Origin of the sequence: Herbaspirillum sp. VT-16-41 (genome assembly GCF_001994935.1) — a bacterium.
GTDB classification, from domain to species: domain Bacteria; phylum Pseudomonadota; class Gammaproteobacteria; order Burkholderiales; family Burkholderiaceae_D; genus Herbaspirillum; species Herbaspirillum frisingense.
The window spans coordinates 1-26,475 of sequence record NZ_MUXB01000103.1 but is presented as its reverse complement, the minus strand read 5'-3'; the positions used below and the strand labels follow the sequence as shown (position 1 = coordinate 26,475).

The 26,475-nt window shown below is 57.2% G+C and carries 20 protein-coding genes and 2 pseudogenes; 14 read left to right on the top strand and 8 right to left on the bottom strand.

The window, feature by feature from the left end; genetic code table 11:
- Window positions 1-221 precede the first annotated feature (221 nt).
- On the top strand, window positions 222-482 hold the full coding sequence (locus tag BTM36_RS12245; protein WP_077236492.1) for a helix-turn-helix domain-containing protein: 261 nt from the start codon (window positions 222-224) through the stop codon (window positions 480-482).
- 29 nt (window positions 483-511) lie between these two features.
- On the opposite strand, the gene BTM36_RS12240 is transcribed toward BTM36_RS12245, so the two are convergent.
- Together BTM36_RS12240 and BTM36_RS12235 are read right to left on the bottom strand one after the other, a co-directional pair.
- Window positions 512-1,930 carry a heavy metal sensor histidine kinase gene (locus tag BTM36_RS12240; protein WP_174616845.1) on the bottom strand — a complete coding sequence of 473 codons (1,419 nt, stop codon included), beginning with the start codon at window positions 1,928-1,930 and terminating at the stop codon, window positions 512-514.
- Complete coding sequence (locus BTM36_RS12235) at window positions 1,927-2,598, bottom strand: heavy metal response regulator transcription factor (RefSeq protein WP_006463462.1); 672 nt, start codon at window positions 2,596-2,598, stop codon at window positions 1,927-1,929. Before BTM36_RS12235 ends, BTM36_RS12240 begins: the two co-directional genes overlap by 4 nt.
- Before the next feature lie 231 nt (window positions 2,599-2,829).
- Here BTM36_RS12235 and BTM36_RS12230 point away from each other — a divergent pair, with 231 nt between their 5' ends.
- The 5 genes from BTM36_RS12230 (at window position 2,830) to BTM36_RS12210 (ending at window position 9,514) form a co-directional block, all read left to right on the top strand.
- Entirely contained in the window at window positions 2,830-3,120 is a 291-nt protein-coding gene (locus BTM36_RS12230; RefSeq protein ID WP_006463461.1) for a DUF4148 domain-containing protein, read from the top strand.
- Window positions 3,121-3,247: 127 nt separating this feature from the next.
- A complete protein-coding gene (locus tag BTM36_RS12225; protein ID WP_077236491.1) occupies window positions 3,248-3,634 on the top strand; it encodes a hypothetical protein in 387 nt (128 codons plus the stop codon).
- Between the two features lie 66 nt (window positions 3,635-3,700).
- Entirely contained in the window at window positions 3,701-4,969 is a 1,269-nt protein-coding gene (locus BTM36_RS12220) for a TolC family protein (protein WP_077236490.1), read from the top strand.
- Window positions 4,970-4,977: 8 nt separating this feature from the next.
- Entirely contained in the window at window positions 4,978-6,246 is a 1,269-nt protein-coding gene (locus tag BTM36_RS12215; protein ID WP_077236489.1) for an efflux RND transporter periplasmic adaptor subunit, read from the top strand.
- Window positions 6,247-6,301: 55 nt separating this feature from the next.
- The gene (locus BTM36_RS12210; protein WP_077236488.1) at window positions 6,302-9,514 is read left to right on the top strand and encodes a CusA/CzcA family heavy metal efflux RND transporter; all 3,213 of its coding nucleotides are present in this window, start codon (window positions 6,302-6,304) and stop codon (window positions 9,512-9,514) included.
- Between the two features lie 27 nt (window positions 9,515-9,541).
- On the opposite strand, the gene BTM36_RS12205 is transcribed toward BTM36_RS12210, so the two are convergent.
- From BTM36_RS12205 to BTM36_RS12190, 4 genes and pseudogenes are all read right to left on the bottom strand, one after another.
- Entirely contained in the window at window positions 9,542-11,878 is a 2,337-nt protein-coding gene (locus BTM36_RS12205; protein ID WP_077236487.1) for a bifunctional diguanylate cyclase/phosphodiesterase, read from the bottom strand.
- Between the two features lie 97 nt (window positions 11,879-11,975).
- The gene (locus BTM36_RS12200) at window positions 11,976-12,788 is read right to left on the bottom strand and encodes a hypothetical protein (protein WP_254426990.1); all 813 of its coding nucleotides are present in this window, start codon (window positions 12,786-12,788) and stop codon (window positions 11,976-11,978) included.
- A 400-nt stretch (window positions 12,789-13,188) separates the two neighbouring features.
- The gene (gene rhuM, locus BTM36_RS29005) at window positions 13,189-13,806 is read right to left on the bottom strand and encodes a RhuM family protein (RefSeq protein ID WP_254426989.1); all 618 of its coding nucleotides are present in this window, start codon (window positions 13,804-13,806) and stop codon (window positions 13,189-13,191) included.
- Between the two features lie 126 nt (window positions 13,807-13,932).
- A pseudogene (locus BTM36_RS12190) lies at window positions 13,933-14,481 on the bottom strand (N-6 DNA methylase); the annotation flags it as partial.
- Between the two features lie 264 nt (window positions 14,482-14,745).
- Between BTM36_RS12190 and BTM36_RS27795 the strand changes: the two are divergent.
- The 8 genes from BTM36_RS27795 (at window position 14,746) to BTM36_RS12150 (ending at window position 25,098) form a co-directional block, all read left to right on the top strand.
- Window positions 14,746-14,964 carry a hypothetical protein gene (locus BTM36_RS27795; RefSeq protein ID WP_139347138.1) on the top strand — a complete coding sequence of 73 codons (219 nt, stop codon included), beginning with the start codon at window positions 14,746-14,748 and terminating at the stop codon, window positions 14,962-14,964.
- Window positions 14,961-17,426 carry an AAA family ATPase gene (locus tag BTM36_RS12185; RefSeq protein ID WP_077236485.1) on the top strand — a complete coding sequence of 822 codons (2,466 nt, stop codon included), beginning with the start codon at window positions 14,961-14,963 and terminating at the stop codon, window positions 17,424-17,426. Before BTM36_RS27795 ends, BTM36_RS12185 begins: the two co-directional genes overlap by 4 nt.
- Window positions 17,427-17,714: 288 nt before the next feature.
- Window positions 17,715-19,166 (top strand): hypothetical protein, encoded by a 1,452-nt coding sequence (locus BTM36_RS12180; RefSeq protein ID WP_077236484.1) that lies wholly within the window; start codon window positions 17,715-17,717, stop codon window positions 19,164-19,166.
- Window positions 19,167-19,369: 203 nt separating this feature from the next.
- Window positions 19,370-20,230 (top strand): HNH endonuclease signature motif containing protein, encoded by an 861-nt coding sequence (locus tag BTM36_RS12175; protein ID WP_168189783.1) that lies wholly within the window; start codon window positions 19,370-19,372, stop codon window positions 20,228-20,230.
- 864 nt (window positions 20,231-21,094) lie between these two features.
- Window positions 21,095-22,648 carry a recombinase family protein gene (locus BTM36_RS12165; RefSeq protein WP_077236481.1) on the top strand — a complete coding sequence of 518 codons (1,554 nt, stop codon included), beginning with the start codon at window positions 21,095-21,097 and terminating at the stop codon, window positions 22,646-22,648.
- A gap of 9 nt (window positions 22,649-22,657) precedes the next feature.
- Entirely contained in the window at window positions 22,658-23,575 is a 918-nt protein-coding gene (locus BTM36_RS12160) for a ParB/RepB/Spo0J family partition protein (RefSeq protein ID WP_077236480.1), read from the top strand.
- On the top strand, window positions 23,572-24,471 hold the full coding sequence (locus tag BTM36_RS12155; RefSeq protein WP_077236479.1) for a plasmid partitioning protein RepB C-terminal domain-containing protein: 900 nt from the start codon (window positions 23,572-23,574) through the stop codon (window positions 24,469-24,471). The genes BTM36_RS12160 and BTM36_RS12155 overlap by 4 nt, the downstream gene beginning before the upstream one ends.
- 162 nt (window positions 24,472-24,633) lie before the next feature.
- The gene (locus tag BTM36_RS12150) at window positions 24,634-25,098 is read left to right on the top strand and encodes a hypothetical protein (RefSeq protein WP_077236478.1); all 465 of its coding nucleotides are present in this window, start codon (window positions 24,634-24,636) and stop codon (window positions 25,096-25,098) included.
- Window positions 25,099-25,123: 25 nt separating this feature from the next.
- Here the strand turns inward: BTM36_RS12150 and BTM36_RS12145 are convergent, their stop codons facing one another.
- Both BTM36_RS12145 and BTM36_RS29000 read right to left on the bottom strand, forming a co-directional pair.
- On the bottom strand, window positions 25,124-25,636 hold the full coding sequence (locus BTM36_RS12145) for a hypothetical protein (protein WP_077236477.1): 513 nt from the start codon (window positions 25,634-25,636) through the stop codon (window positions 25,124-25,126).
- A 12-nt stretch (window positions 25,637-25,648) separates the two neighbouring features.
- Window positions 25,649-26,475 (bottom strand): annotated as a pseudogene (locus BTM36_RS29000) (hypothetical protein); the annotation flags it as partial.

Genomic DNA, 26,475 nt, shown 5'->3' with positions numbered 1-26,475 from the left:
GATGAGACAAAGAGCAACAATCAACAGCGAAAGTTCTGATTATTTCGAAGAAAAACTAGAGCTTTTTCGAAGAAATACTCAACCAAACTACGATAACAATCTCGTTATTTTTCGATTATTCCGCGAGAGATTCGCAGGTATAAGTGTTTGTCACGGATAGTTTGTGCGTTTGTAATTGTAGCTAATCGACCGTCACCCCTAGCCGCCCGATCCTTGCGCACATGAAAAATACAGAGACTCCACCAAGCGCCCGCATCATCTTCGGACAAAACGTTCGCAGAGTTCGCCGGCTTAAAGAGATGTCACAAGAAGAACTGGCATTCCGCGCTGACATCAGTCGCACCTACCTGAGCGAGGTTGAACGCGGAGATCGCAATATCTCCGTGGACAACATGGAAGCCCTCGCCATCGCCCTGGAGATGGAACTGCCCGATCTCATGCGGCATACCCTGCTGGCGCTGCCCAGCGAGGATTCCCGCTGAGACCCCGGTCCGGCCGATGCCCCTGGCCTTCAGGCCTTACCTGACGAACCTGCCTGCGCCATGGGAAAGCGCAGGGTGAACACCGTCTCACGGCCCGGCATGCTGCTCACGCCCGCCTGGCCACCATGCAACACCATGATCGACCGCACGATCGCCAGTCCCAGTCCGCTGGAGCCACTGGCGCTGCTGCGTGAGGGATCGGCCCGATAGAAGCGATCAAAGATGCGCTCCAGCAGGTCGGCCTGGATGCCCGGGCCGGGGTTGGACACCGCGATGACGGTGGCACCATCGACGGTGCTGGCTTCGATCGTGATGCTGCCCTGCGCCGGCGTAAAGCGGATGGCATTGGCTACCAGATTGCCGACGGCGCGCCGCAGCAACATCACGTCGGCCTGGATGCGCCCGTTGCCGATGACCGCGATGCCCACCTGGGCGTCTTCGGCGATGCCCTCGAAATACTCGGCGATGCGATTCAATTCCTGCGCCACATCGAGGTCCTGAATCTGCAGCACCACATGGGCGTTCTCGGCACGGGCCAGGAACAGCATGCTCTCCATCATCCGCGACAGACGCTCGTACTCCTCGATATTGGAACTGAGCAGGGCCTGGTATTCATCGATTCCGCGAGGCTTGCCCAACGCCACCTGGGTCTGCACCATCAGGTTGTTCAATGGCGTACGCAGGTCGTGCGCCAGATCGGCCGAAAACTGGCTCAGTTGCTGGAAGCTGCGATGCAGCCGGTCCAGCATCTCATTGAAGGATTGCACGATCTCGTGCAGTTCACGCGGCGCGGCCTGCAGATCGAGCCGGGTATCAAGACGATTGGCGGAAATGGCGCGCGTCTGCAGGGCCATCATGCGCAAGGGCCGCAAGCCGCTGCGCACCAGGAAAAATCCAAGCAAGGTCGCCAGGACCGTCCCGATGCTGGCCGCCCACCATACGTCGGAACGATAGTCGGCCAGCAACTGCATGCGGTCCGAGGCGGTGCGCACCACCAGCACCACCGCCTGCTCCCCCGAGCGCGTGACGGGCCTGCTGGCGATATAGCGCGCGCGCAGATCGCCGATGTGCAGCGACTGGATACTGTCCCAGGTGCGCAGGTCGATGCGCGAGAGGTCCAGACCCGGCGTGCCGCTGGACGGGTCGTGGCTTTCCATGAGCGTACTGCCGTCGGCACGGGCGATGCGCACCAGCAGCTGATCGTGACCGGAGAGGGTATCGAGTACCAGATGACGGCGCGCCAGGATGTCGTCCAGCGACGCCGCATGTTCGACCAGATGATTGATGGAGCGGCACTTGCCGGCCAGTTCCTCATCGTCGCGCCGCTCCAGCTGCACATGCAGCGAATGCGAGAGATAGCTGCCCACCGCCGTGAAAATGAGCAAGGCCAGCAGCCCGAACAGCACCACCAGCCGCAGGCTCATCGAGGCCGGTGCGCGCTGGCTCACTGGCGCGCCTCGAAGACGTAGCCCATGCCCCAGACGGTATGCAGCAGCTTCTTGTCGAAACCGTCATCGAGCTTGGCACGCAGGCGGCGCACGGCAACGTCGACCACATTGGTATCGCTGTCGAAATTCATGTCCCACACCTGGGAGGCGATCTGCGGGCGCGACAACACTTCGCCCGGCCGCCGGATCAGCATGTGCAAAAGCGCAAATTCCTTGGCGGTGAGGTCGATGCGCTGGCCGGCCCGCGTCACCTTGCGCCTGACCACATCGACCACGACATCGTCGTAATCAATGACATCGGCCTCGCGGCTGGGGCCACGGCGCAGCAGGGTGCGCACCCGCGCCAGCAGTTCGGTGAAGGCAAAGGGCTTGACCAGATAATCGTCGGCGCCCAGTTCCAGCCCCTTGACGCGGTCTTCCACCTCGTCGCGCGCGGTCAGGAACAGGACCGGTGTATCGTGGCTGCGCCGCAGTTCGCGCAGGATGTCCCAGCCGTTCATGCCAGGCAGCATCACATCCAGGATGATCAGCTTGTAGTCCAGCGTGCGCGCATGGTGCAGGCCATCCACGCCGGTCTGCACCCAGTCCACGACAAAGCCGGACTCGGTCAGCCCGCGCTGCAGATAGTCGCCGGATTTGGGCTCGTCTTCCACCAACAAGATATGCATGATCGGATTCCTGACGGATAAGCCGATATTGTGAACCAGGCCCGTCGGGCATTCATTACAAATCTGTAATGACTGGGCAATCTTTCTGAGCGGACCGGCTCCTTAGAATCCATTCCAACGATACGCCAGACACACCACTGGTCATCGCGTCGGCCCTGGCCGATGTACGCCACCCATCCGGGCGGGCATCGAACAGGGCCTTGTGGAACCACATTTCAAAGGAGCTTCATCATGAAAATCTCGCATCTCGTCATCGGCACCCTGGTCAGCGCTTTCTCCCTGTCGGCCTTCGCCCAGTCCACCGTCCCCACCGAAGCAGCCCGCGACCAGGCCAACCTGTCGGCCCGCAACAACTATCCGGTGGTGCAATACCAAGGCACCAAGACCCGCGCCGACGTGGTTGCAGAACTGAAGGCGGCCGAACTCGGCCAGCCGATGCAGACCGCCGGCGCCAAGCCCTCCCTGCAGGACAGCAGCACCCAGAACCAGGCCTTTGACTCCTCGCTCTACAACGGAGCATAATCGGCGCCGGTCGTTACCGCAGCGGTAACGGCAACTGTGGCTGTGGCTATGGCTATGGCTACGGTGACAGCGACACATCGTGGCTACCTGCCTGTCCCGGGCCGGTAGCCAAACCCACGTCTCCTTCATGCGTGCATTGATTCTTTTCCTGGCCTTGTTGTTGCCGTTGCAGCTCTCGTGGGCTGCAGTGGCCAGCTATTGCCAGCCGGAAAAGGAAAGCCACGGTGCCGCACCCACCGACCATCCCGGCCATCCCGGCCACCATGAACATGCCGCTGCACCAGCCGGCGACGAAGCCTCACCCGACGGCCGCGGCAACGCGGGGCAGGGTGGCGACGCCGATGCGGCCTGCGCGGTCTGCCAGCTGTCCTGCATGAAATCCATGCAATGGCAGGGCGCGCCAATGGCCGACCAGACCTGCACCACGCTTGACGTTTTCAGCACCATCGCGCCCCATCCCAACTCCCACATCGCCGACGGGCCGGACAAGCCCAACTGGCCGCTCGCCGCCTAGCCCGGCGAGCACGCTTCCCTTCTTTCTGCACTCGCCGGATTCCCCTTTTCACCACTGGAGAATTCGATGTACCGGCATATCCCCATGCTGGCGCTTGCCCTGCTCGCGCCAGCCCTGGCCGTGGCCCAAGCCACGCCGCCAGTTGCTGCCCCGTTTTCGGCACCCACCGACGCGGCGCCCGTCCTCACCCTGACCGCCGCACTGGACCTGGCGGCCTCCCACAACAAGGCCTTGTCGGCCGCCCGCCTGGAAATCGAAGCGGTCGAAGGCAGCCTGATGCAAGCCGGCGCGCGCCCCAATCCCGAGTTTTCTGCCCTGATGGAAGACACCCGCAAGGCCAGCCGCACCACCACCTACCAGATCAACCAGCCCATCGAACTGGGTGGCAAGCGCAGCGCCCGCATCGATGCGGCACAGCGCCAGCTGGACATGGCCAGGCTGGAATACGCCAGCCTGCGCCAGCAGATGCGCAGCCGCGTCACCAGCGCCTATCACGACGCCTTGCTGGCCGGTGAACGCCAGCGTCTGGCGGCCGAACTGGTGCAGCTGGCGCAGACCGCTGCCGACATGACGGCGCGGCGCGTGCAAGCCGGCAAGGTCTCGCCGGTAGAGCAGACCAAGGCACAACTGGCGCTCTCCACGGCCCAACTGGAACGCCAGCAGGCCGAGAGTGACGCCACCCTGGCCCGCGGCCAGTTGGCCAGCCTGTGGAACGCCCGGCAGGCCGACTTCGTGCTGGCCGATACCGCGCTTGAGACCCTGCCGCCACTGCCGGCCATCGCCGACCTCACCGCACGCGTGGGCAACGGGCCGGCGGTGCAGCTGGCGCGGCTGGAGGTGGAACGGCGCGCCGCGCTGGCACGCATCGAAAGCAGCAAGCGCGTTCCCGACCTGACGCTCTCGCTGGGCAACAAGCGCGACGAAGAGGCCGCACGCAACATGTGGGTGGTCGGCTTCTCGCTGCCCATCCCGGTATTGGACAGCAATCGCGGCAATGAACTGGAAGCCATCAAGCGCACCGACAAGGCCCGTGACGAACTGGCCCTGGTCGAACTGCAGATGCAGAACGACGCCGCGCAATCCTACGAGCGCCTGCGCAATGCACGGGCCGAAGCACTGGCATTGCGCCAGGACATCGTCCCCGGCGCACAGAGCGCCTATCTGGCCGCCCGCACCGGCTTCACGCTGGGCAAGTTCGGCTTCCTCGACGTGCTCGACGCGCAGCGCACCTACTTCCAGGCCAGGGCGCAGTACTGGAAAGCCCTGTCGACCGCCTTCCAGGCCGCCGCCGAACTCGATCGCCTGGCCGGCGACGCCACCCTCAACCTGCAATGAGAACCACCATGACCAGCAAACAGAAACTCGCCATCACCGCGATCATCGCCATTACCGCGCTGCTGTGCGGATGGACCCTGATGAAGGGCCAGGGCGGCACCGAAGCCACCTCTACGCATCAGGAAGAGGGCGCCCACAAGGAGGACGACCATCAGGATAAAAACGGGTCCGACGGCAAGCCAGCCCATGACGACCACGGAGCCCATCAAGGCCACGACGAGGACAAGGAAGGACATGGCGAGGAGGAAGGCAAGGTCGCCCTCAGCCAGGAACAGATCACTGCCGCCGGCATCGCCCTGAAGCAGGTCGGCGCAGCGCGCATCGAAAGCGGGCTGCAACTGCCGGGCGAGATTCGCTTCAACGAAGACCGCACCGCGCATGTGGTGCCGCAGGTGGCCGGCGTGGTCGAATCGGTCTCCGCCACGCTGGGCCAGAAGGTGCGCAAGGGCCAGGTACTGGCCGTCATCAGCAGCAGCGCGGTCTCCGAGCAACGTTCCGAACTGCTCAACGCCGAACAGCGCCTGAGCCTGGCACGCAGCACCTGGCAACGCGAGAAACAGTTGTGGGAACAGAAGATCTCGGCCGAACAGGATTACCAGCAGGCGCAACTCTCCCTGCAGGAAGCCGAGGTCGCCGTGCGCAATGCACGCCAGAAGCTGCGCGCCATCGGCGTCACCGGAACGGGTAGCGGTGCCCTCAGCCGGCACGAGATCCGCGCCCCCTTCGACGGCACCGTGGTCGAGAAGCACCTGGGCCTGGGCGAAGCCGTACGCGAGGATGCCAACGCCTTCATCATCGCCGACCTCTCCAGCGTATGGGCCGAGATCATCGTCTCGCCCAAGGACTTGCAGACGGTCCGCGCGGGCAGCGCCGCCGTGGTGCGCGCCACCGCCTTCGAGGCCAGCGCCACCGGTCGCATCTCCTATGTCGGCGCCCTGATCGGGGAGCAAACCCGCACCGCCAAGGCCCATGTGGTCTTGCCCAATCCGCAGGAGAGCTGGCGCCCGGGCCTGTTCGTCACCGTCGACGTGATGACCGAGGCCAGCGAGGTAGCACTGGCCGTGGATGCGGAAGCGATACAGACGGTGGACAACAAGAGCGTGGTCTTCGTGCGGGTGGACGATGGCTTCAAGGCGCAGGAAGTGCGCACCGGGCGCAGCGACGGCAGGTCGGTGGAAATCCTCTCCGGCCTGCAAGCCGGACAGCAGTACGCCGCCAGCGGCAGCTTCGCCATCAAGGCCGAGCTGGGCAAGGGCGCGGCCGAGCATAGCCATTGACGCGGATCGCGACCATCGCGTCACGCCACTCCCACCATTCTGAAAGACGACGATCATGTTTGAACGCATCATTCGCTTCGCCATCGAGCATCGATGGCTGGTCCTGCTGGCGGTGCTGGGCATGGCGGCCTATGGGGTCTACAACTACCAGAAGCTGCCCATCGACGCCGTGCCCGACATAACCAACGTGCAGGTGCAGATCAACACCGCCGCCCCCGGCTATTCACCGCTGGAAACCGAGCAGCGCATCAGCTACCCCATCGAGACCGCCATGTCGGGCCTGCCGCAACTGGAACAGGTGCGCTCGCTGTCGCGCTACGGATTGTCGCAGGTAACGGTCATCTTCAAGGACGGCACCGACATCTACTTTGCGCGGCAACTGGTCAACGAGCGCATCCAGCAGGCCAGGAGCCAGCTGCCCAACGGCATTGATCCGGCCATGGGGCCGATCTCCACCGGCCTCGGTGAAATCTATCTGTGGACCGTGGAAGCCCGCGAGGACGCCCGCAAACCCGATGGCACGCCCTATGGCGCAGCCGACCTGCGCGAGATCCAGGACTGGGTCATCAAGCCGCAACTGCGGCTGGTGCCCGGCGTGACCGAGATCAACACCATCGGCGGCTACGCCCGCGAATACCACGTGGCCCCCTCGGCTGAACGCCTGGCCTCCTATGGCATGACCATGGAGAGCATCATCAAGGCCCTGGAAAAGAACAACAGCAATGTCGGCGCCGGCTACATCGAGCGGCGCGGCGAGCAGTACCTGATCCGCGCACCGGGCCAGGTGGCCTCGCTGGAAGACATCGGCAATATCATCCTGGCCAATGTGCGCGGCGTGCCCATTCGCATCCGTGATGTGGCCGAGGTCGGCATGGGACGTGAACTGCGCACCGGTGCGGCCACCGAGAACGGGCGCGAAGTGGTGCTGGGCACAGTCTTCATGCTGATCGGCGAGAACAGCCGCACGGTCTCGCAGGCGGTGGACAAGAAACTGCGCGAAATCAACCGCAACCTGCCGGCCGGGGTCGAGGCCATCACCGTCTATGACCGCACCGTGCTGGTGGACAAGGCCATCGCCACGGTCAAGAAAAACCTGATCGAAGGCGCGCTGCTGGTGATTGGGGTGCTGTTCGTCTTCCTCGGCAACATCCGCGCGGCCATCATCACGGCCATGGTGATTCCACTGGCCATGCTATTCACTTTCACCGGCATGGTCTCGAACAAGGTCAGCGCCAACCTGCTGAGCCTGGGTGCGCTGGACTTCGGCATCATCATCGATGGCGCGGTGGTGATCGTGGAAAACTGCGTACGCCGCCTGGCCCATGCGCAGCAACATCACGGCCGCCCGCTCACGCGCAGCGAGCGCTTCCATGAGGTCTTCGCCGCCGCCCGCGAGGCGCGCCGGGCGCTGCTGTTCGGCCAACTGATCATCATGATCGTGTACCTGCCCATGTTTGCGCTGACCGGGGTGGAAGGCAAGATGTTCACGCCCATGGCCTTCACCGTGGTGGCGGCACTGCTGGGCGCGATGATCCTGTCGGTGACCTTCATCCCGGCGGCCATTGCCCTGTTCATCGGCGAACGCGTCTCGGAGAAGGAGAACATTCTGATGCAATGGGCCAAGCGCCTCTATGCGCCGCTGCTGGTACGCGTCATGGACAACAAGCCGGTGGTGCTCAGTTTTGCCGGTGCGCTGATCGTGGTGTGCGCGGTGCTGGCCACGCGCCTGGGCACTGAATTCGTCCCCAGCCTGAACGAGGGTGACATGGCGATCCAGGCCTTGCGCATCCCCGGCACCAGCCTGTCGCAATCGCTGGAGATGCAGCAGCAGATCGAGAAGACGCTGATGCGGCAATTCCCCGAGATCGAACGCGTCTTCGCCCGCACCGGCACCGCCGAGGTGGCCTCGGACCCGATGCCGCCCAATATCTCCGACGGCTACATCATGTTGAAGCCCGAGTCGCAATGGCCGCAGCCACGCAAGACGCATGAACAACTGCGCGAGGCGATCCAGCAGGCTGTAGCCCGCATCCCCGGCAACAGCTACGAGTTCTCGCAGCCCATCCAGCTGCGCTTCAACGAACTGATCTCGGGCGTGCGTAGCGATGTCGCGGTCAAGATCTTCGGCGACGACATGGCCGTGCTCAACGACACCGCCACCAAGGTCGCCGCCGTGCTGCAGAAGACCAGCGGTGCCACCGAAGTGAAGGTGGAGCAGACCACCGGCCTGCCGATGCTGAGCGTGGACATCGACCGTCAGAAACTGGCGCGCTACGGCCTGAACGTGTCCGACCTGCAGGACACGATCGCCACCGCCATCGGCGGCACCCAGGCCGGCACGCTGTTCCAGGGCGACCGCCGCTTCGCCATCGTGGTGCGCCTGCCCGAGGCCGCCCGCGCCGATCTGGACGCCCTGCGCCGCCTGCCCATCGCGCTGCCGCTGCAGGAGGGCGCCAGCCGCATCAGCTATGTCCCGCTGGCCGAGGTGGCGACGCTCAACATCGCCCCCGGTCCCAACCAGGTCAGCCGCGAAGACGGCAAGCGCCGCATCGTGGTCAGCGCCAACGTGCGGGGCCGCGATCTGGGCTCCTTCGTGGCCGATGCGGAACAGGCCCTGCAGGCGCAGGTACGCATCCCCACCGGTTACTGGACCACCTGGGGCGGCCAGTTCGAGAACCTGCAATCGGCCACGCAACGCCTGCAGATCGTCATCCCGGTGGCGCTGCTGATGGTGTTTGTGCTGCTGTTTGCGATGTTCAACAACGTCAAGGATGGCTTGCTGGTCTTCACCGGCATTCCCTTCGCGCTGACCGGTGGCATCCTGGCGCTGGCCGCACGCGGCATTCCGATGTCGATCTCGGCAGCGGTGGGCTTCATCGCGCTGTCGGGCGTGGCGGTGCTCAACGGGCTGGTGATGATCTCCTTCATCCGCAGCCTGCGCGAGGAAGGGCGCAGCCTGGACGTGGCCATCCACGAGGGCGCCATGACGCGCCTGCGCCCGGTGCTGATGACGGCGCTGGTGGCATCACTGGGCTTCGTGCCGATGGCACTGGCCACCGGCACCGGCGCCGAGGTACAGCGTCCGCTGGCCACCGTGGTGATCGGCGGCATCCTGTCCTCCACCGCATTGACGCTGCTGGTGCTGCCGCTGCTGTATCGGATGGCGCATAGGAGGGACGAGGAGGGCGAAGCTGAGCGCCCGGGCGGAACGACGCGCCGCTCGCGCTGGATGAAGTGGTTGCCTGGCTATCGGACTGCCCGGCGCTGATGTCCAGCGGCAGCCCGGCCGGGCGGATCAGCGGAAACGATCCGGCGTCGTCAGCAGTTCGACGAATTGCTCGCCCGGCATGGGCTTGCCGTACCAGTAGCCCTGGTACAGCGAACAGCCTTGCGCATGCAGCAGGTCGCGCTGCTGCTGCGTCTCCACCCCTTCGGCGATGATGGACAGGTTCAGGCTCTGGCCCAGCATGATGATGCTGCGCACGATGCTGGCCATGGCCGCATCCTTCTCCATCTCGCGCACGAAGCTCTGGTCGATCTTGATCTGGTCGATGGGGAAGCGCCCGAGGTACGCCAACGACGAGTAACCAGTCCCGAAATCATCCAGCGAGATCGAGATATCGCTGGACCTCAGCATCTGCATCTTGGCGATCACGTCTTCGACCTGGTCCACCATCATGCTTTCGGTCAGCTCCACCTTCAGTGCATGGCTGTGGAGGCGATACTTGCCAATGATCTCGCGGAAGCGGCCCACGAAATTGTCCACCTTGAATTCCTGCGCCGACACATTCACCGCCACCACCAGCTCATGCGCCAGCCCCCGGCGCTGCCAGGCCTGCAGATCGGCACAGATGGCATGCAATGCCTGCTGACCGATCTGCTCCATCAGGCCCATGTCTTCGGCCACCGAGATAAAGCCGCCCGGCGCGACGATGCCCTTCTCCGGATGCTTCCAGCGCAGCAAGGCCTCAGCCCCCACCACTTCACCCTCATAGGTCACCTGCGGCTGGTAATACACGATGAACTGGCGCTGCGCGACCGCCTGGCGCAGTTCGGCTTCCAGCAGGCTGCGCTGGTTGGCCAGCGCCTGCATCGCGGGATCGAAGAAGCGGAAGGTATTGCGGCCGGCCAGGCGCGACTGCACCATCGCCAGCTCGGCCTGCATCAGCAGTTCGGCCGCGCCGTGGTGATCGTCATGGACGATATTGATACCCAGGTTGACCGCGCAAGGGAAGCGCGCAGCGGCGAGGGCATGGGGATCGGTGAAGGTGGCGATGATGCGATGGGCCAGCGCCTCGCAGAAGCGGAGGCATTCGGCCAGGTCCTGGGTCCGGATCTCGCTGCCCAGCGCGAACTTCGCGCCCTCCAGGCGTGCCACGGTCTGCTCGGGCGTGACACACCCGGAGAAGCGGCGCGCACATTCGACCAGCAACTGCTCGATCTCCTCCGAACTGGCGCCGCCATAGGAGAGATCGGCCCGACTGATCTCCATCACAAAGACCGCCCCGGCCGTACCGTTGCTGCGACGTCGCGCCAGACCGCGTCGCAGGCGGTCCATGAAGAGCGTTTTGTTGGGCAGCTGGGTGACCGGGTCATAGAAGGCCAGGCGGTCGATACGGTTCTCCGCATCCAGCCGTGCACTGACATCGATGACCACCCAGATCTGGTCCGCCGGCCGCGCCGGATCGATCAGCGAGGTATGCAATTCCGCCGGGAAGCTGCCGCCATCACCCCGGCGCAACAGTACGATCTCGCCGGCCGCCCCACTGGAACGGGCCACCGCCTGCGCCACGTAGGCCGCCTGCTGGGCCGGTTCGACGAACACCTCTTCGGCAGGCTGGCCGACGAGATTCCTGTCCGCACTGCCGAGCAGGACCTGGGCGGCCTCGTTGACGAAGACGATGCTGCCGTCGCGCACGAACAGCACCCCCGCAGGGATGTTGCCGAGAATGGCCGCCTGTTCATCGAAGAGCGCCTTCAGGCTGCTTTGCATCGATTCCATATGGCGCGCCAGCTGACCGATTTCATCCTGCTGCGGGATGGCGATGCGTTCATCGAAGCTGCCGCGCTCAATGCGCTCGGTCGCTGCGGTCAACATGCCGATGGGCCGGAGGATGCGACGATAGACCAGCAGCCCGATGATGATCAGCGAGGCCACCGCCTGCGCCAGCAGTACCAGGGTGTGGAAGCTCTTGTCAGCGGCCAGCTTGCGTTGCAGCTGGTAGTCCGACACGATCAGCTGCAGGCTGCCCAGGCTCACGTTTTGATGGTTCTGCTGCATCACCAAAGGCACGCTGCGCGAGATGATATTGCCCAGGCGGCGCTGGCCGTCTTCCACGCGGGCGATGATCTTTTCATCGGGATCGGTGATCTCGGCCGACACCACCTGCGGATCGAGCATTGCCCCTTGCAGCACGGCATTGATGTCGGACTTGTCCAGGCTCCACACCGGCAGCACCAAGCTGTGCTGCATGGTCTGCGCCTTTTCGTTGATCAGTGCCTGCATCTCGATACCGATCTGCTTTTCGCGCACGCCGTTGAGCACGGTCAGCGCCAGCACCACCGGCAGGCACAGCGCCACCAGCATGGCAATGACGATATAGACGCCGAGGCTATTGAGTTTCTTATTCATGGTCTTGCAGAGAACGTGACGAGGGCGAAGCCCCTCTTATTTGAACCAGTCCAGGCGATAGGTCTCGATGGCCTTGCGCTCCAGGGGCGTGAGGCGATCATTGTTGAGGACGATGACGCGTGGATGGGTCGACTTCAGCAACTGCCGCGCCTGGCGCGTGGAGCGATGCTGGCGGATCAGCTCGGCCAAGCTCGCCGCTGCGGTGGATCTTGCGCAGGCCTTCCAGCAGGGCGTCGCGGATATCGTCGCGCCCCGGCGTGGTGTAGAAGAACAGGTCCACCGGGTAGTACAGCACCAGGTCCGGCACGATGGCCAGCTGGTGGTCGCGGTCATAGGTCTCCAGCTCGCCGCCCGCTTCGAAGACCGAGCGGTTATAGAAGTCGAAGCGCCTGGCCTTGAGCATCTCGAAGAGATTGAGATAGTTGCCCTGCACAACGTCCAGGCCATTGGCCTGCATGATGTGGGTGTCGGTCCAGCCGATACCGGAGCCGATGCGGAACCTGCGCAGATCGTCGAGGGTACGGATATCCCGGGCGCGCTGCAGGCTGGCGGCATTGGCCATCAGCACGCGGTAGCCACCGCCGCCGAGGTAGATCGGAAAGGGAATGCCTTCCAGCCCGCGGGTCATGGAACTGCCGGCGGAGGTGGTCATCAGGTTGCAGTACTGGCCGGCCCGGATCAGCTGGACGAAGCGCTGGTCGGAGGTAACGACATCGGCGACCCGACAATTGGTGATGGTGAAGCGCCGGCCGGCAGCACGCAGCGCCAGCTCCAGAATGGCCTTGCGATAATCGATGAGGGGGTTGTCATCGTTGAGATCGGCCAGCTTGATCTCGATGACGTGATGGGCGGGGTCGGGGCTGGCAGGGGATTGGGCGCGGGCAACATTGGCGCAGAACGGACCCATCATCAGGACGAGCAAGACTGCGGCAACTGTTCGGGCGCTCGTCTTGATGTTACTCATACAGGGCGGTGTGATCGAATTGAGATTGGATGGTATGCAAGCATCAGGGGATGTGGAGGATTTTGGGGGGGGGGGAGGGGGTGGGGTGTGGCGGGATGGGACAGCTGTGGGGAATGGGGGGGAAATCGTTGGTGTAAAGGGGTGTTGGGGTGGGGGAGTGAGGTTTTGTGTGAGGGGGGGGGGGGGGAGCTGGGATTTTGCGTTTCAGGTGGATATTCACCGACCGGCGCCATCCGAGATTTTGCTTCATCAACAGGAAGCAAATTCATCTTCTTTGCTGCTGTAAAGGGAAGCAAGGTCGAAGTGCGTCCGAATCTGCGCCGCCTCTTGCATCAAGGAGAGCGCATCACCGGTTGAGCAACAGTTCGGCCAATCCGTCGAGTTCCGCCTTGCGGGCCTCCCAATCTTGCAAGACTCGGCTCAGAAGCCTGTAAAAGCGGTCGCTGTGGTTGTGCTCCCTCAGGTGGCACAACTCATGAGCAAGCACATACTCGATGCATGGCCTGGGTGCCTTCACCAAATGTGGATTGAGCAGGATTTCGCCTTTGGGAGAGCAACTGCCCCACTGACTCCGCATGGCTTGCTTGACCTCTGGCAGAGACGCCCCTTCAGGCGCATCCACCTGGACTGCCCCTTCCGAGGTGAAGTGGATCGACACGCGCCGCGTCGGGCGAGAGAGATAGAAGCGCTTTTCCGACAAGCGTATGTCGCGGATGCGTTCTAGCAATTCGCCGAAGTAATCCCAGCGGTCGCCACCCTTCAGCCGCTCGTCATCCATGACGAAGCCCTTGATCAGATATTGCTTGAGGTGGGTGGTGGCCCACTGCCGGAACTGGGTGCCGCGTGGCGACTTCACCCGGTAACCGATGGCCAGGATCATATCGAGGTTGTAGAGCTGTGTGCGGTAGCGCTTTCCGTCTGCGGCAGTTGTCAAGTCTTCCTTGACAACTGCCTTGATCTGCAACTCTCCTTTAGTCAGCACATTCCGCACATGCAGACTGATGTTCTGTTTGGTTGTCTGAAAGAGTGTTGCGAGTTCCAGTTTGGTTAGCCAGACACTTCCATCCCCAGTTCGGCACGGGGCGTCGCCTCACTCATAGCCCAGCTCCTTCAAGTAGCCGGCCATTTTTTTCTCCAGCACCGCCAGCTCGGCTTTGAGCTTGAGGCGCTCTTCCCGAACTGCCTTCAGGTCAATGGCCTCGGCCTCCTCGAAGGTGTTCACGTAGCGGGGGATGTTGAGGTTGAATTCGTTCTCGGCCATTTCGGCGGGGCTGGCCAGGTAGGCGTACTTCTCGACGCTCTGCCTTGCGCGCACGGTTTGTTCGATGCGGTCGAGGTCTTGCGGGCGCAATACGTTCTCGTTCTTACCGTCCTGATAATCGCGGCTGGCGTCGATGAAGAGCATCTTGTCATCGCTCTTTTTCTTGCGCAGAACCAGAACGGCGGCGGGAATGCCAGTGCCATAGAACAGCTTCTCCGGCAGACCGATGACCGCGTCGAGCAGGTTCTCTTCGATCAGCTTCTGACGGATCTGGCCCTCGGCCGCACCGCGAAAGAGTACGCCGTGTGGCACCTCCACGACCATGCGGCCGGTGCCTGGCTTCATGGTATCGACCATGTGCAAGATGAAAGCGCAGTCGGCCTTGGCTTTGAAGACTGCAACGTCGCGCTAGCAGCGAAAGCCGCCATCAAACGTTTCGCCAATTTCTTCCCCTTATTGTGTTTTCACGCGGCGATAAAGTCGCCGAAATGTTGCCTATTTTCAATTTCATTGATGCCCATCCTGAATCAAGACAATAGTTTATGAAACATAGTAAATTTACAATTCCTGTCGGGGTGTCAGGATTACGAGGTGACGCAAGGTCGCCGCTCAATTGCAGCATCTCTTTAGGGGAAGAAGCGCATGAGTTCAGATGCACAAGCCACTGAAAACGGGGAAGAGCCAATGGTGCGGGGTAACGGCAGCATTGCGCACAACATTATCGGCGGATTCATTGACGACCTAGCCAAGAAGGAAGGTTATGCTGACATCGCAAAAAAACTAGAAGAGGCACTACTCTCTGGCGCCAAGCCGACGGATATCACGTTACGGCTGGCCATGTTTGGGGAGGACATCCTGTGATTCGGGCCAAACAAATCTCCATCCGTGAGTTCCGCGGTGTGCGCGAGCTTACGCTGAACCTGAATGAAAAAAACTTCGCTATTTGCGGTCCGAATGGCACTGGCAAAAGCGGCATCGTGGACGCGATTGAGTTTGCGCTAACCGGAAATATTTCGCGCCTATCTGGTGCCGGCACCGGTGGATTGACCGTTAAAGAGCATGGGCCGCACGTCGACAGCAGAAACAAGCCGGAAAATGCTCAAGTTTCACTTGTCGTTCATATCCCGTCGCTGAAGCAGGACGTCACTATCGTTCGCACGGTAAAGGCCGCGAAGACGCCCAAATTCGTTCCAGATAACCCGGAAATCCGTGCGGTACTGAATAAGGTTTCGCTTCACCCCGAATTCAAGCTGTCCCGGCGCGAGCTGATTCGATATGTCCTAGCTGAGCCCGGTAAGCGTTCACAGGAAGTGCAAGAGCTTCTCCGACTTGATGAGATTGAGGCAACTCGTACTCTGTTGCAGAAGATATCCAATGCATGCTCGCGGGACCTTACCAATCAGAAGGATGCGCGGGAGCACGCCGGCGTCGCCTTAACTTCGGCTCTAGCTGTCCCCAAGCTGTCTGCGGCAAGCATCCTCGAGGCGGCAAACGCCAAGCGTGCGGTCCTTGGTCTTCCACCAATTGCGGAGCTGGAAGCGAATACATCCATTAAGGACGGTCTGGTTTCGAGGACAGCTGCACCAGTTCAAGCTTCTAAGGTCGCGAAAGACGTGGCCAAGGCAGACTTGGAGACGACACGATTGGCGCTCAAAAATCTGGTCGGCGAGGAGCACAAGGCATCGATTGCAGCGGTCTCGATAAAAGTGGCGCAACTGACGTCAGATGTAGAGTTCCTGAGAGAAGCATCCAAATCTCAGCTGATTCAGGCCGCGCTGAAGACCTATGACGAGCAAGTATGCCCTGTTTGCGACACGCCTTGGACCCCTGAACATTTCCGAAGGCATCTCAGGGAGAAACTGAATAAATACGCAGAGGCAACTAAGAAGAAGAGCGATGCAGCGAATGAGATACAGCCACTAATTACAGGTCTTGGAGAGCTTAAGCGTTCATTACTTAACGCGGCGAAGTATGGTCTGCAGTTACTGCCGCCCGTAGAGTGTCCAGAGCTGAAGAGTTTCGTGTCCAGCATTGACGCGAAAATTCAAACGCTGGCGAATCTCTTGCCGTTGGAGGAGACGCTGACTGTTCTTGCTGAAATTTCCGTCGCACCTGCTGAAGTTGGTGACGAACTCACTAAAATTGAAGCGGCAGTGGCAGCGCTGCCAGAGCCCTCTCAGCAAGATGCTGCCCGTGACTTCTTGAGTGTGGGGCAAGAACGATTGGTTACCTTTCGTGATGCATCTCTACGCTTGAAGAAGGCTACGAGCGCTGCCGAAACTGCTAAGACCGTTTTAGATACGTTCGGGGAATCAACGACGGCAGCGCTGGATAAGATTTACAAAGACGTTGAGGAATCGTTTAGCCGGCTATATCGGTTGGTAAATCATGATGACGAGGATAACTTCAAGGCGTTGCTGAAGCCATCGATGGGTAAGCTGGGCTTTGACGTGGATTTTTATGGACGCGGCTTTTTTCCACCAGGTGCTTATCACAGCGAAGGTCACCAAGACGGTATGGGTCTATGCCTCTATCTAGCGTTGATGAGCCACTTGGCAGGAGATACATTCATCTTTGCCGTGTTAGACGATGTATTAATGTCTGTGGATTCTGGGCACCGACGGGAGGTAAGTCGCATGCTCAAGAGCGAATTCCCTAATACCCAATTTGTGCTCACAACTCATGATGAAGTTTGGCTGAAGCACATGCGCTCCGCAGGCCTTGTAGATGGAAAGCAGTTCGCTCACTTCCGAACTTGGAACGTTGACGCTGGGCCTACCGAATGGCACGGAAAGGATGTGTGGCAAGAACTTGACGAGTTGTTGGCTAAGAATGATGTAAGGGCGGCCGCAGCCCTGTTGAGAAATTATCTTGAATATTTATCGAAGGAACTGTGCCAGTCACTTCGAGCTAGTGTTGAATTTCGGGGTGACATGCAATTCACCTTAGGAGCGCTGCTTCCTAATGCAATTGCCAAGATGAAGAAGCTTCTGAAGGCGGGACGAGTGGCTACTGAATCTTGGGGGCAATCCCAGAAGACGGCTGCAATCGCGGCTCGAGAGGAGTCATTCAACTTGGCAACGCAAGCTAGCCAGGCAGAGCAGTGGCAGCTCAATGCATTGGTCCACTATAACGAGTGGGCAAACATGCATAAGGATGATTTTGAGCATGTGGTGAAGGCGTTCCGGGCGCTTGAGGAAATGTTCGTGTGCCGAACATGCAATTCGACGCTGTACATCACACCTGACTTTGGTGAGGCGGAATCGCTCACGTGCCTTTGCGGGGAGTCGCATTTTACGACGAAGAAAAAGGCTGCTGCCTAGCTCGGTATGGCGTCACCGGAAGCAGAACGCGGGATTGTGTAGTAGTTGATACCCTTGGCTTTGAGGCCTGCCCAGATGCTGTCAGTTAATGGCTGAGTGCTGCCGCCCCAACGGAGACCATCAAGGCGAGAGATTTAGGAAGAATTCAGCGTATGGTGAGTGGACTGATTGGCGCGGAGGTGACGATAAGGACGTCGAGTGGATTGCCGGCGGATAACCGCACATGCGCAGCAGGAAAAATGCTGCCGTATTTCGTCTAGGGGGAGACGTGAAAGGGAGGTATCACAAGTGATTTATTTCTCGGATGTGTTCGGAATCGAACCAGAAATTGTCGATTCATATGGCGCCTTCAACATCGCACTGGTGAACGACCTACCGCTATTTGTTGACCCATTTCTCCTCTACGACAGCGAGCGGCCCGAATTTCGCGCCTTACACGACAACATCATCAGGTACCTGGTCTTCGTGCGGGACAGAGCTCAGGCCGACGAACTAACCGAGGGCGCAATATCTCAGTGGCTCTTCTTCCGTGAGGTCAAGCAAAACTGGCTTGGGTTCAGCCGACAGGGAAATAGCGGCACTGGTCTTGGCAAGCATTTTGCCCAGGCGCTTGCCCGAAACTTTCAACGGGTATTCCGGGACTTTGGTGAAGAGACGCTCACAAGGGATTCGCATCTGGAAAAGCTCGGCTTGCTAAGCGGTGGTGTGGGCCGAGACCACCTGAGCGACTTCACCACGAACCTCATCAAAGGTCACTTGCTCAAGTACACCGAGGACTTTGCCAAAGCACATCTGCAACCGAACCGAACGAAGCGAGTCCATATCGAGCGAGTCAGCTTCAACTATGAGACGCGGCGCTGGCAGTCCGGACACTTCACGTTGCCATGGCATGCCGGCGACTACGTCATCCTCACGCCGTGCGAGATTCTGACCCGCGATGAGGCTTGGATTAACCAAAGCGACATGCTCAATCAGTTCCTCCAGCTTCGACAGTCATTACCCGACGAACACCTCCGTGCCCAAGTTAACGACCATTTCCTTCGACAAATCAATGAACGGTCGACGACGGAAGAACGCAAGGCTGCCGCGTTACGCACCATTGAGAAATTTACCGAGTTGATTGACCACTACATCAAGTGGAAAGAGGACCATGCTGGCGAGGCGCATACCATCAGCAACAAGAAGGTTCAGGAAACACATACACAGTTCGTAGAGAACATCCGCGAATTGGTACTGAATCATCTTGCTGGTACCGAGTTCTATGAGAGAGGCAACTCATACGAGGAAGCCCTGGAACGAGTGAAATATCTGAAACACGTCATCGAAGACAACGACGGATATCGGGTCTTTTACGTAGACGGCGCACCCGTCAAGCGCGAGAGCGACCTTCACACCATGTTCCGTCTGACTTGGTATGCAACGGCGTTTGATGTAAATGCCGAAGTCAATAATGGTCGCGGGCCAGTGGATTACAAGGTCTCGAAAGGAAAGCGGAACGCCAGCCTGGTCGAGTTTAAACTGGCGAGCAATTCAAGCCTACGGCGTAACCTTGAGAAACAAGTCGAAGTCTACGCCAAGGCCAGTCAGACTGACCGCGCCATCAAGGTGATTTTGTATTTTTCCGTTAGTGAGCTGGAGAAGGTCATGGGCATTCTCCGTGACTTGAAGCTCCAAGACAGGGAGGACATCGTACTTATTGATGCGGGAAGGGAAAACAAGACATCAGGGTCAAAGACCTGATTACGGAATACTTCAACTAATGAAAAATTCGGCTAGAACGCTAGAATTGAACGGTAGCTGTTGGTTCAAGAGCGACCGTTGTGAAATGTAATATATAAATCTGCGTTTGTACCTATCTCCTTCCAACCATGTCGACCGTGCAAGACCTAACACCAACAACGAGACAGCGCGTCCGGGACGTCGTCAACCACCTCGGCATCGCAATGACGACGAAGTATGACTGGTGTTTCAGTAATCCCAGCGGCCCCTATCTGGTCAATATCTGGCATGACCAAATGCAAGAAGAGAACGGCGTCATTTATTTTGTCGACAGAGCGTCCACCTGGGGGGAGGAAAACCGAGCTACAGCCACGCAGGCGCAACTGAACCGTGCGAGCGCAGTATCTTCGCTAATCCAAACGGCCTACTACACCAAAGCGCCTGTTAATGTTGCCATTCTCGACGGCACACGCAAAACAGTTGGGCTTCGCGAAACCAGCCAAGCAAAACAAAGGGAGCTCGACTCAGTCCTCTGGTATCCGCATCATAAGGAGGCGGATGGCAACATCCGCGTCATTCGGGGCAAACCGCAACCAGATAACTTTGACCCCTACAACGAAGAACAGCCACAGCAAAAGCAGACAGCTGCACCAACACCACCCAACAAAGTGAAAGGTTCAGGCACAGAGATTTTTGAGCGTGACTCAGAAGTTGTAAAAGCTGTGAAGCAACGGGCAGCTAATGGTTGTTGCGAGTTTTGTGGCCAGGAGGGCTTCAAAACTGCAAGCGGTGGATTCTATCTTGAAGCGCATCACGTCATCCCGTTGAACTGCGGAGGACCGGACGACGTTCGCAACGTGGTGGCAATCTGTGCCGATGACCATCGCCGTGCGCATTTTGGTGAGGACCGCCATGCTGTTCGCGACAAAATGATTTGGGACGTACTCGCAGTCCATTATCCGAACGACACGGAGTTTTTTGAGGCGATGGATGAGAAGTCTCTCGAGATTAAACGGAGCGCCTCTGGACAACAAAAACTCGAAGACCACAGGATGGATAACTACCGTCACAACGAAGTCAGTTAGGGTCTTCTCCCAAGCATGAACTTGTTGCTCTGACAGGGCAGTTAGCTACCCCTCGAATACTGGAGCCACTGCTTCCTGTCTGGAGCCAATTTGCAAGAGGTATCGACAAGAGTTTGCTAATAGCCCATAAATTCGAGCTATTAACAGGACAAACCCATAAATTTCTCAGTTTATGGGTTTGTTTTGTAGGGAGTCACAGTAAGTGAAAATCCAGGGCACTGATTTCAAAGGCTTTTTTCACAATCGTGAATATGCGCCGGAGCTGCAAAGAATCAGATTAAGTGAAAAAAAATGAATATGCGTCACAGATAATGAAATTGGGGATACTCCTCAAGCACAGTCACCGCTATTTGCTGACCATTATCGATTATTTCTTCATTTCCCTCTGTTCGCGTATGCATCAACGCCGACCGCTCAATTCGGTTCGCTAAACTCCTAACGCTGTGTCAGTAGTGCAATGGCCTCAAATAACAGGTCAACGATTATTTCCGATACAACGGCATACTGGCTTTCTTGCCCGGAGAGAAACATGAACGTAGATCGGACGGAAGAAAAATTTTGCGCTAGCAAAATCAGATGCACAGCACTCGGCCCCCTGACGCCGGCCAACCAGTTTTGCACAGTCCTCTCGCTTGCGTTCGTAAGCTTACACAGCGTCTTCACAGCGTGCCGAGATGTTCCAATCTCTTGCTTGAGCGCGACCTCAATCGCTATCGCATATTCATGAGATGTTAAATTTTTGGGAGCTTGATTCCGCAATTTTTTGCGTGCTTCTCGCAACATATTTCACCTCAGCGAAAGTATATTGATCCCAGACATAGGAGGTTAGGTCGTAGCGCAGATGCATTAGATGAGGTGAAGGCGATGTCTTCAAACAGACCCGCAAATCGCACCCAGGACAAAGCTACTCAGCAGCGTGCTGCTGCGTATGTACGTATGTCCACTGAGCACCAGCAATATTCGACCGAAAATCAGCTCGAGGTAATAACAGCGTTCGCTCTGTCACGAAACCTGGAAATTACTAAGGTCTACACGGATGCGGGCAAGAGTGGATTACGACTAGAAGGTCGTGACCAGTTGAAGTCACTTTTGATTGACGTAGAGTCTGGAGTCGCTGAATTCGGAGTTATTTTAGTCTACGACGTCAGCAGATGGGGGCGTTTTCAGGATCCCGATGAGAGTGCTAGCTACGAGATTCGTTGCAAGCAAGCGGGTGTTCGAGTTCTTTACTGTGCAGAACAATTTGAAAATGACGGTAGCGCGGTTTCTAGCATCATCAAGAATGTCAAACGGACAATGGCTGGGGAGTACAGCCGCGAATTAAGTGTAAAGGTTCATGCAGGTCAGCTACGGCTGATTCAGCTTGGAGTTCGTCAAGGCGGCGCTGCTGGATACGGCCTACGAAGAATGCTGGTTGATCATACTGGGAACCACAAAGGAATACTGCAGGCTGGCGAACATAAATCCATTCAAACAGACAGAGTAATCTTAGTACCAGGACCGGAAGACGAGACGGAAACGGTTCGATGGATTTACAGCGCATTTGTCGAAGACGGTTTGAGTGAGGCTGAAATTGCTGCCAGGCTTAACGATCAGGGTAAGCTGACAGATCGCCGGACGTCATGGACACGTGGTACGGTTCATCAAATTTTGATTAATGAGAAGTATGTAGGAGATAACGTCTGGAACCGTACATCGTTCAAACTTAAGTTGGAGCGTGTTCACAACCCGCCAGCTGCTTGGGCCCGCGCTGAGGGAGCTTTTTCTCCTCTTGTAGACCGCCTCATTTTCAATGCAGCACGTCAAATCATTTTGGCCCGCTCTTATCGGCTTACTGACGATGAAATGCTGGATGCGCTGAAACGATTATTGCATCAACATGGACGGCTCTCAGGAATAATCATTGACGAATCTAATGGCTGCCCGTCTAGCAGCGCGTTCGCCAGCCGCTTCGGCAGCCTCATTAGAACATATACACTTATTGGTTACGATCCTGGACGGGACTATCGCTATCTTGAAATCAACAAAAAGCTCCGGGAAGCTCATCCAAAAATCGTCTCCGCGGCGATTACCGCGATACATGCGGTTGGAGCAACGGCAGAACAGGACCAGAAATCCGATCTACTGTGGATCAACAGGGAGTTTAGTGCAGCCCTTGTGCTATGTCGTTGCCGCAGACTGACTAACGGCGTCAACAGATGGATCTTGCGATTCGACAATTTAGTACGAGCTGAAATCACTATTGCAGTCCGGATGAGCGAGGACGCATGCGCGATCCGCGACTATTATCTCCTTCCCCATATAGACGTCTTTTCTCAAAAGCTCCGGCTCGGGGAGACGAATGAAAATGGGTTCGACGCGTACCGCTATGATGACCTGTCCATGCTTACCTATTTAGCGCGCCGAATAGCACTTTAAGAGGGAAATATGGAAAATCCTCAAGAGCTTCATCCGGAACATCTAGACGCGTCCAAACAAATTTCGCTTATCCCCGCCGACCGTATTCGGATTTTGAATCCGCGCAGCAGAAATCCACTCATTTTTTCTCGACTTGTTGAGAACATTTCTGTACTAGGATTAAAACGCCCTGTTACGGTCGCTATCGGGGGAAAAGACGTAACTGGTGATTGGTACGAGGTCCTGTGCGGGCAGGGCAGATTTGAGGCATTGAAACACCTTGGGGAGACCGAGATACCTTGCTGCATCGTGGCCGCACCTGAAATAGATCGCTTCCTAATATCGCTCACCGAAAATATCGCTAGGCGAAGGCACACTACCGAAGAACTGCTCAGCGGCATTCTGGTGCTACGACAAAAAGGATACAGTCTAGAGCAGATTGCCATCAAAACAAATCTGGAGACAAGCTATGTTCGCAGTATTCTCCATCTCCTCGATAACGGCGAACAAAGGCTTCTGCGCGCAGTTGAAAAGTCTCAAGTACCGGTCTGGCTTGCCGTTGAAATTTCACGTGCGTCTAGCGACGGGGTGCAGAAAGCGCTGATGGATGCATATGAAGACGGCACACTAAAGGGTGACGAACTTCTTCTCGTTAGAAAAATAATCAGCAAGCGAGAAGCACTAGGAAAATCGGCGTATCCCAAGCGCAAGAGAGACCAAGATAGTCCAACACCGCAGAAGTTGCTCCGGATATATAAGACCGAAGTGCGCCGGCAGCAGCTGAATATTCAAAAGGCTCGTGTTCAAGAAGAACGCCTTCTACTCATCATTTCAGCAATACGACATTTTTTATCTGACGAACACTTCCGAACTCTTCTTCGTGCTGAACAGGTAAACGACATTCCAGAAGTCATTGCTAGGCGTCTACCAGGAGATCTGCTGCCATGAGCCATATCAGACACTGCTTTGACCGTGACATCTTAGATTTGGAAATTAACAAAATTCGCGTGTTGGTACCACTTAAGAAGCAAGTGCTTGTGACGCCGAAATTTAGAAGCATTTTGAGTTCGGTGAAAGAGCTTGGCATCATCGAACCACTGGCGGTGCATCCATCCCAAGGACAACCAGAACATTTCGATCTTTTAGATGGAAGACTCAGGCTGGAGGCGGTGAAGTCACTTGGTCAAAGTACCGTTCGCTGCATGGTTGCGCTGGATGACGAGAGCTTTACCTACAATAAGCAAATAAATCGGATTGCCTCAGTTCAGGAATACCGGATGATTCGCGCAGCGCTAGCGAAGGGAGCCTCCGAGGAAAGAATCGCAAAGGTTTTGGCTATAGACGTCAAAAAAGTACGGGAGAAAGCGCATTTGCTCGATGGAATTGCACCAGAGGCTGCCAGACTTCTTAGAGATAGGCAAGTCTCACCTGAGGTTTTCAGGGTACTCAGAAAAATGAAGCCCATACGACAAATTGAAGCTGCAGAAATGATGATTGCTGCGAATAAGTTCGCGAAAAGTTATGCGGACATGATACTTGTTACAACGCGGCCAGAAGCGTTAATAGAAAGAGCGAAAAGCCAGGTAGGAAGGGACATTTCACCCGAGGACATTACTCGAATGGAAGCCGAGATGGAACGGCTACAACATGACAGCCTAGCTGTAGAAGATACTATTGGAGACACAATGCTTTCCCTTGTCGTTGCTAAAGGATTTATCAATCGTCTTCTTCGCAACGAGAATATTCGTCGGCATCTTCAACGGCACCACCCAGATTTACTCTCCAGCGTTACCGCGACACTTGATGCCATCGCGGCAGATGGCCGTGGTATTAGTCAGGAGTAGCAGATGCACGGTGATATTCGGTATGTACCGATACATAAATAACGTGCCCCTGTCACCCTCCGTTAAAGGCGTATAGATTAGCTTGGGCATCATATAGCGCACATCCCTTCTAGGCGCGTCAATTTTTACCTTAGAATGGGATTACCGGTGCAAGGAGAGCATATGGCCCTGAAGGTATTTTTAGACACGGAATTTACGGACTTCATCGACCCGCATATGATCAGCATCGGAATGGCCAGTACCTCTGGTGAACAATTCTATGCAGAGGTTCCATATCCTTCTGATAAGTGCAGCGTATTCGTCCGTGACATGGTCATTCCGCTTCTGGGTCGTATTCCAGATTCCCAATACGCACCTGCTCAATTGGGCGGAAATATTCTTGCTTGGTTAGAAAAGATTCGGCGAGACCAGGATATAGAAATTTGCTTTGACTTTGAAACTGATTGGAATTTATTTTCAAACTCGCTGGGGTTCCCCATTCCTACATGGTGCAAACCACGTTTGATATCCGCTCGTAACATCAATGAACTTCTTCGTTACGCTTTCCACAAGAAGAAAAATCTGCCCGAACACCATGCTCTTTATGACGCGCAGGCAACTCGGTATGCATTTCGTGAGCGCTCTTGATCTATCTATGCCAATCAACCTCTAACTACGGCTCCCTGGCTGTAACCCGAACTGCGCTTGCTGTGTCAGTAGCCCCTTGCCGTCCGTTGAAGGCGTACAGATTGGCTTGAGCATCATACAGCGCATGGTGAGGCGGCAATCCGTTCGTCCTATGAAATGCATATACCAGTGCGTCATCTATGTCTGATGCCACTAGTCGGGACATACACCACTGCGGCACTCGGTAATCTAACGCATCAATAAACAGGTCCCAATCAGTCTGATAATCAAAGCAAATTTCGACATCGTCGTCATCACCCTTTATCAAATCCATCCATCTGAGTACGTTATCCGCCAGGTCTTCGCGTGCGCATTGCGCATGGGGGATTTTTCCCAGGAGAGGAATTACTGCCTCGCGCACAAATGCACTACACGCTTCGTCAGGATAGGGGACTTCTGCATAGAACACTTCACCTGATTCGGCGGCCATCCCAAGACTAATTAGATGGCAGTCTATGAAATCCGTGAATTCGGTATCGATAAATATTTTGATCGGCATTTGGCAGGCTCCTCAATAAACTTCGACGTCGTATCCCAGAGCACGTAAAGCTTTGCTAGTCCGACCGTTACGTGGAGGAGCAACCTCTGGCCGGGCCCATCCAACTAGCTCGGCTAAGGTATTCAAACCGTAATGGGGCAATTGATATTCTTTATCACGAGCTCCCTGATAAAGACGCTCCCATGTATCTTCCTCCTTTCCACCGTAGAGCACGTGATTCAATAGCTCAGATATTCCCCACCCCTTCTTATTTTTTTGCTTAAGCAACCATTTGGCATACAAGGGCATGCGTTCATCACGTGTCATGCTTTTTGCATCCGGACGACCCAGCGTAGCTAGGCTCATCTTGATCACATGATCTCGCGTCGCATGGGTGCGGGAGCATACTCCGGTCAACGTTTCGTCATTCAAATACGCAATTTTTTCGCGGCTGAGCTGCTCTCGAATGTACGGAGCATTTACATAAAGCGTATCGTCTTCTTTCGAAGGTGCTGCAGACGTATTTTTCCACCACCGCATTGCTGTTTCGACCGCGCTTTTAGGATCACGATAGTTGCGACGAAAATAGTCTTCATAAGGCTTTCTATTAGCCTCTCCTACGTGGTTGTAGTAATAGGCGTGTAGAAATTGGTCTACCTGCCATCCGGCAGGAACGTCAACCGTTATCCAAGCCGGTCGATATTTTTCAAGAGACTCACCTATTTGTTCAAGATGAGTCATAGCGGTGTGCCATTCGCGGCGGAAATTCTCCCGCGGCTTGTCTGGAATAGCCCCTTGAATCTCAGGACACGAAGACTCTCTTAAAATAGAGGATAGTCTTATGACCAGTTTTACGACTA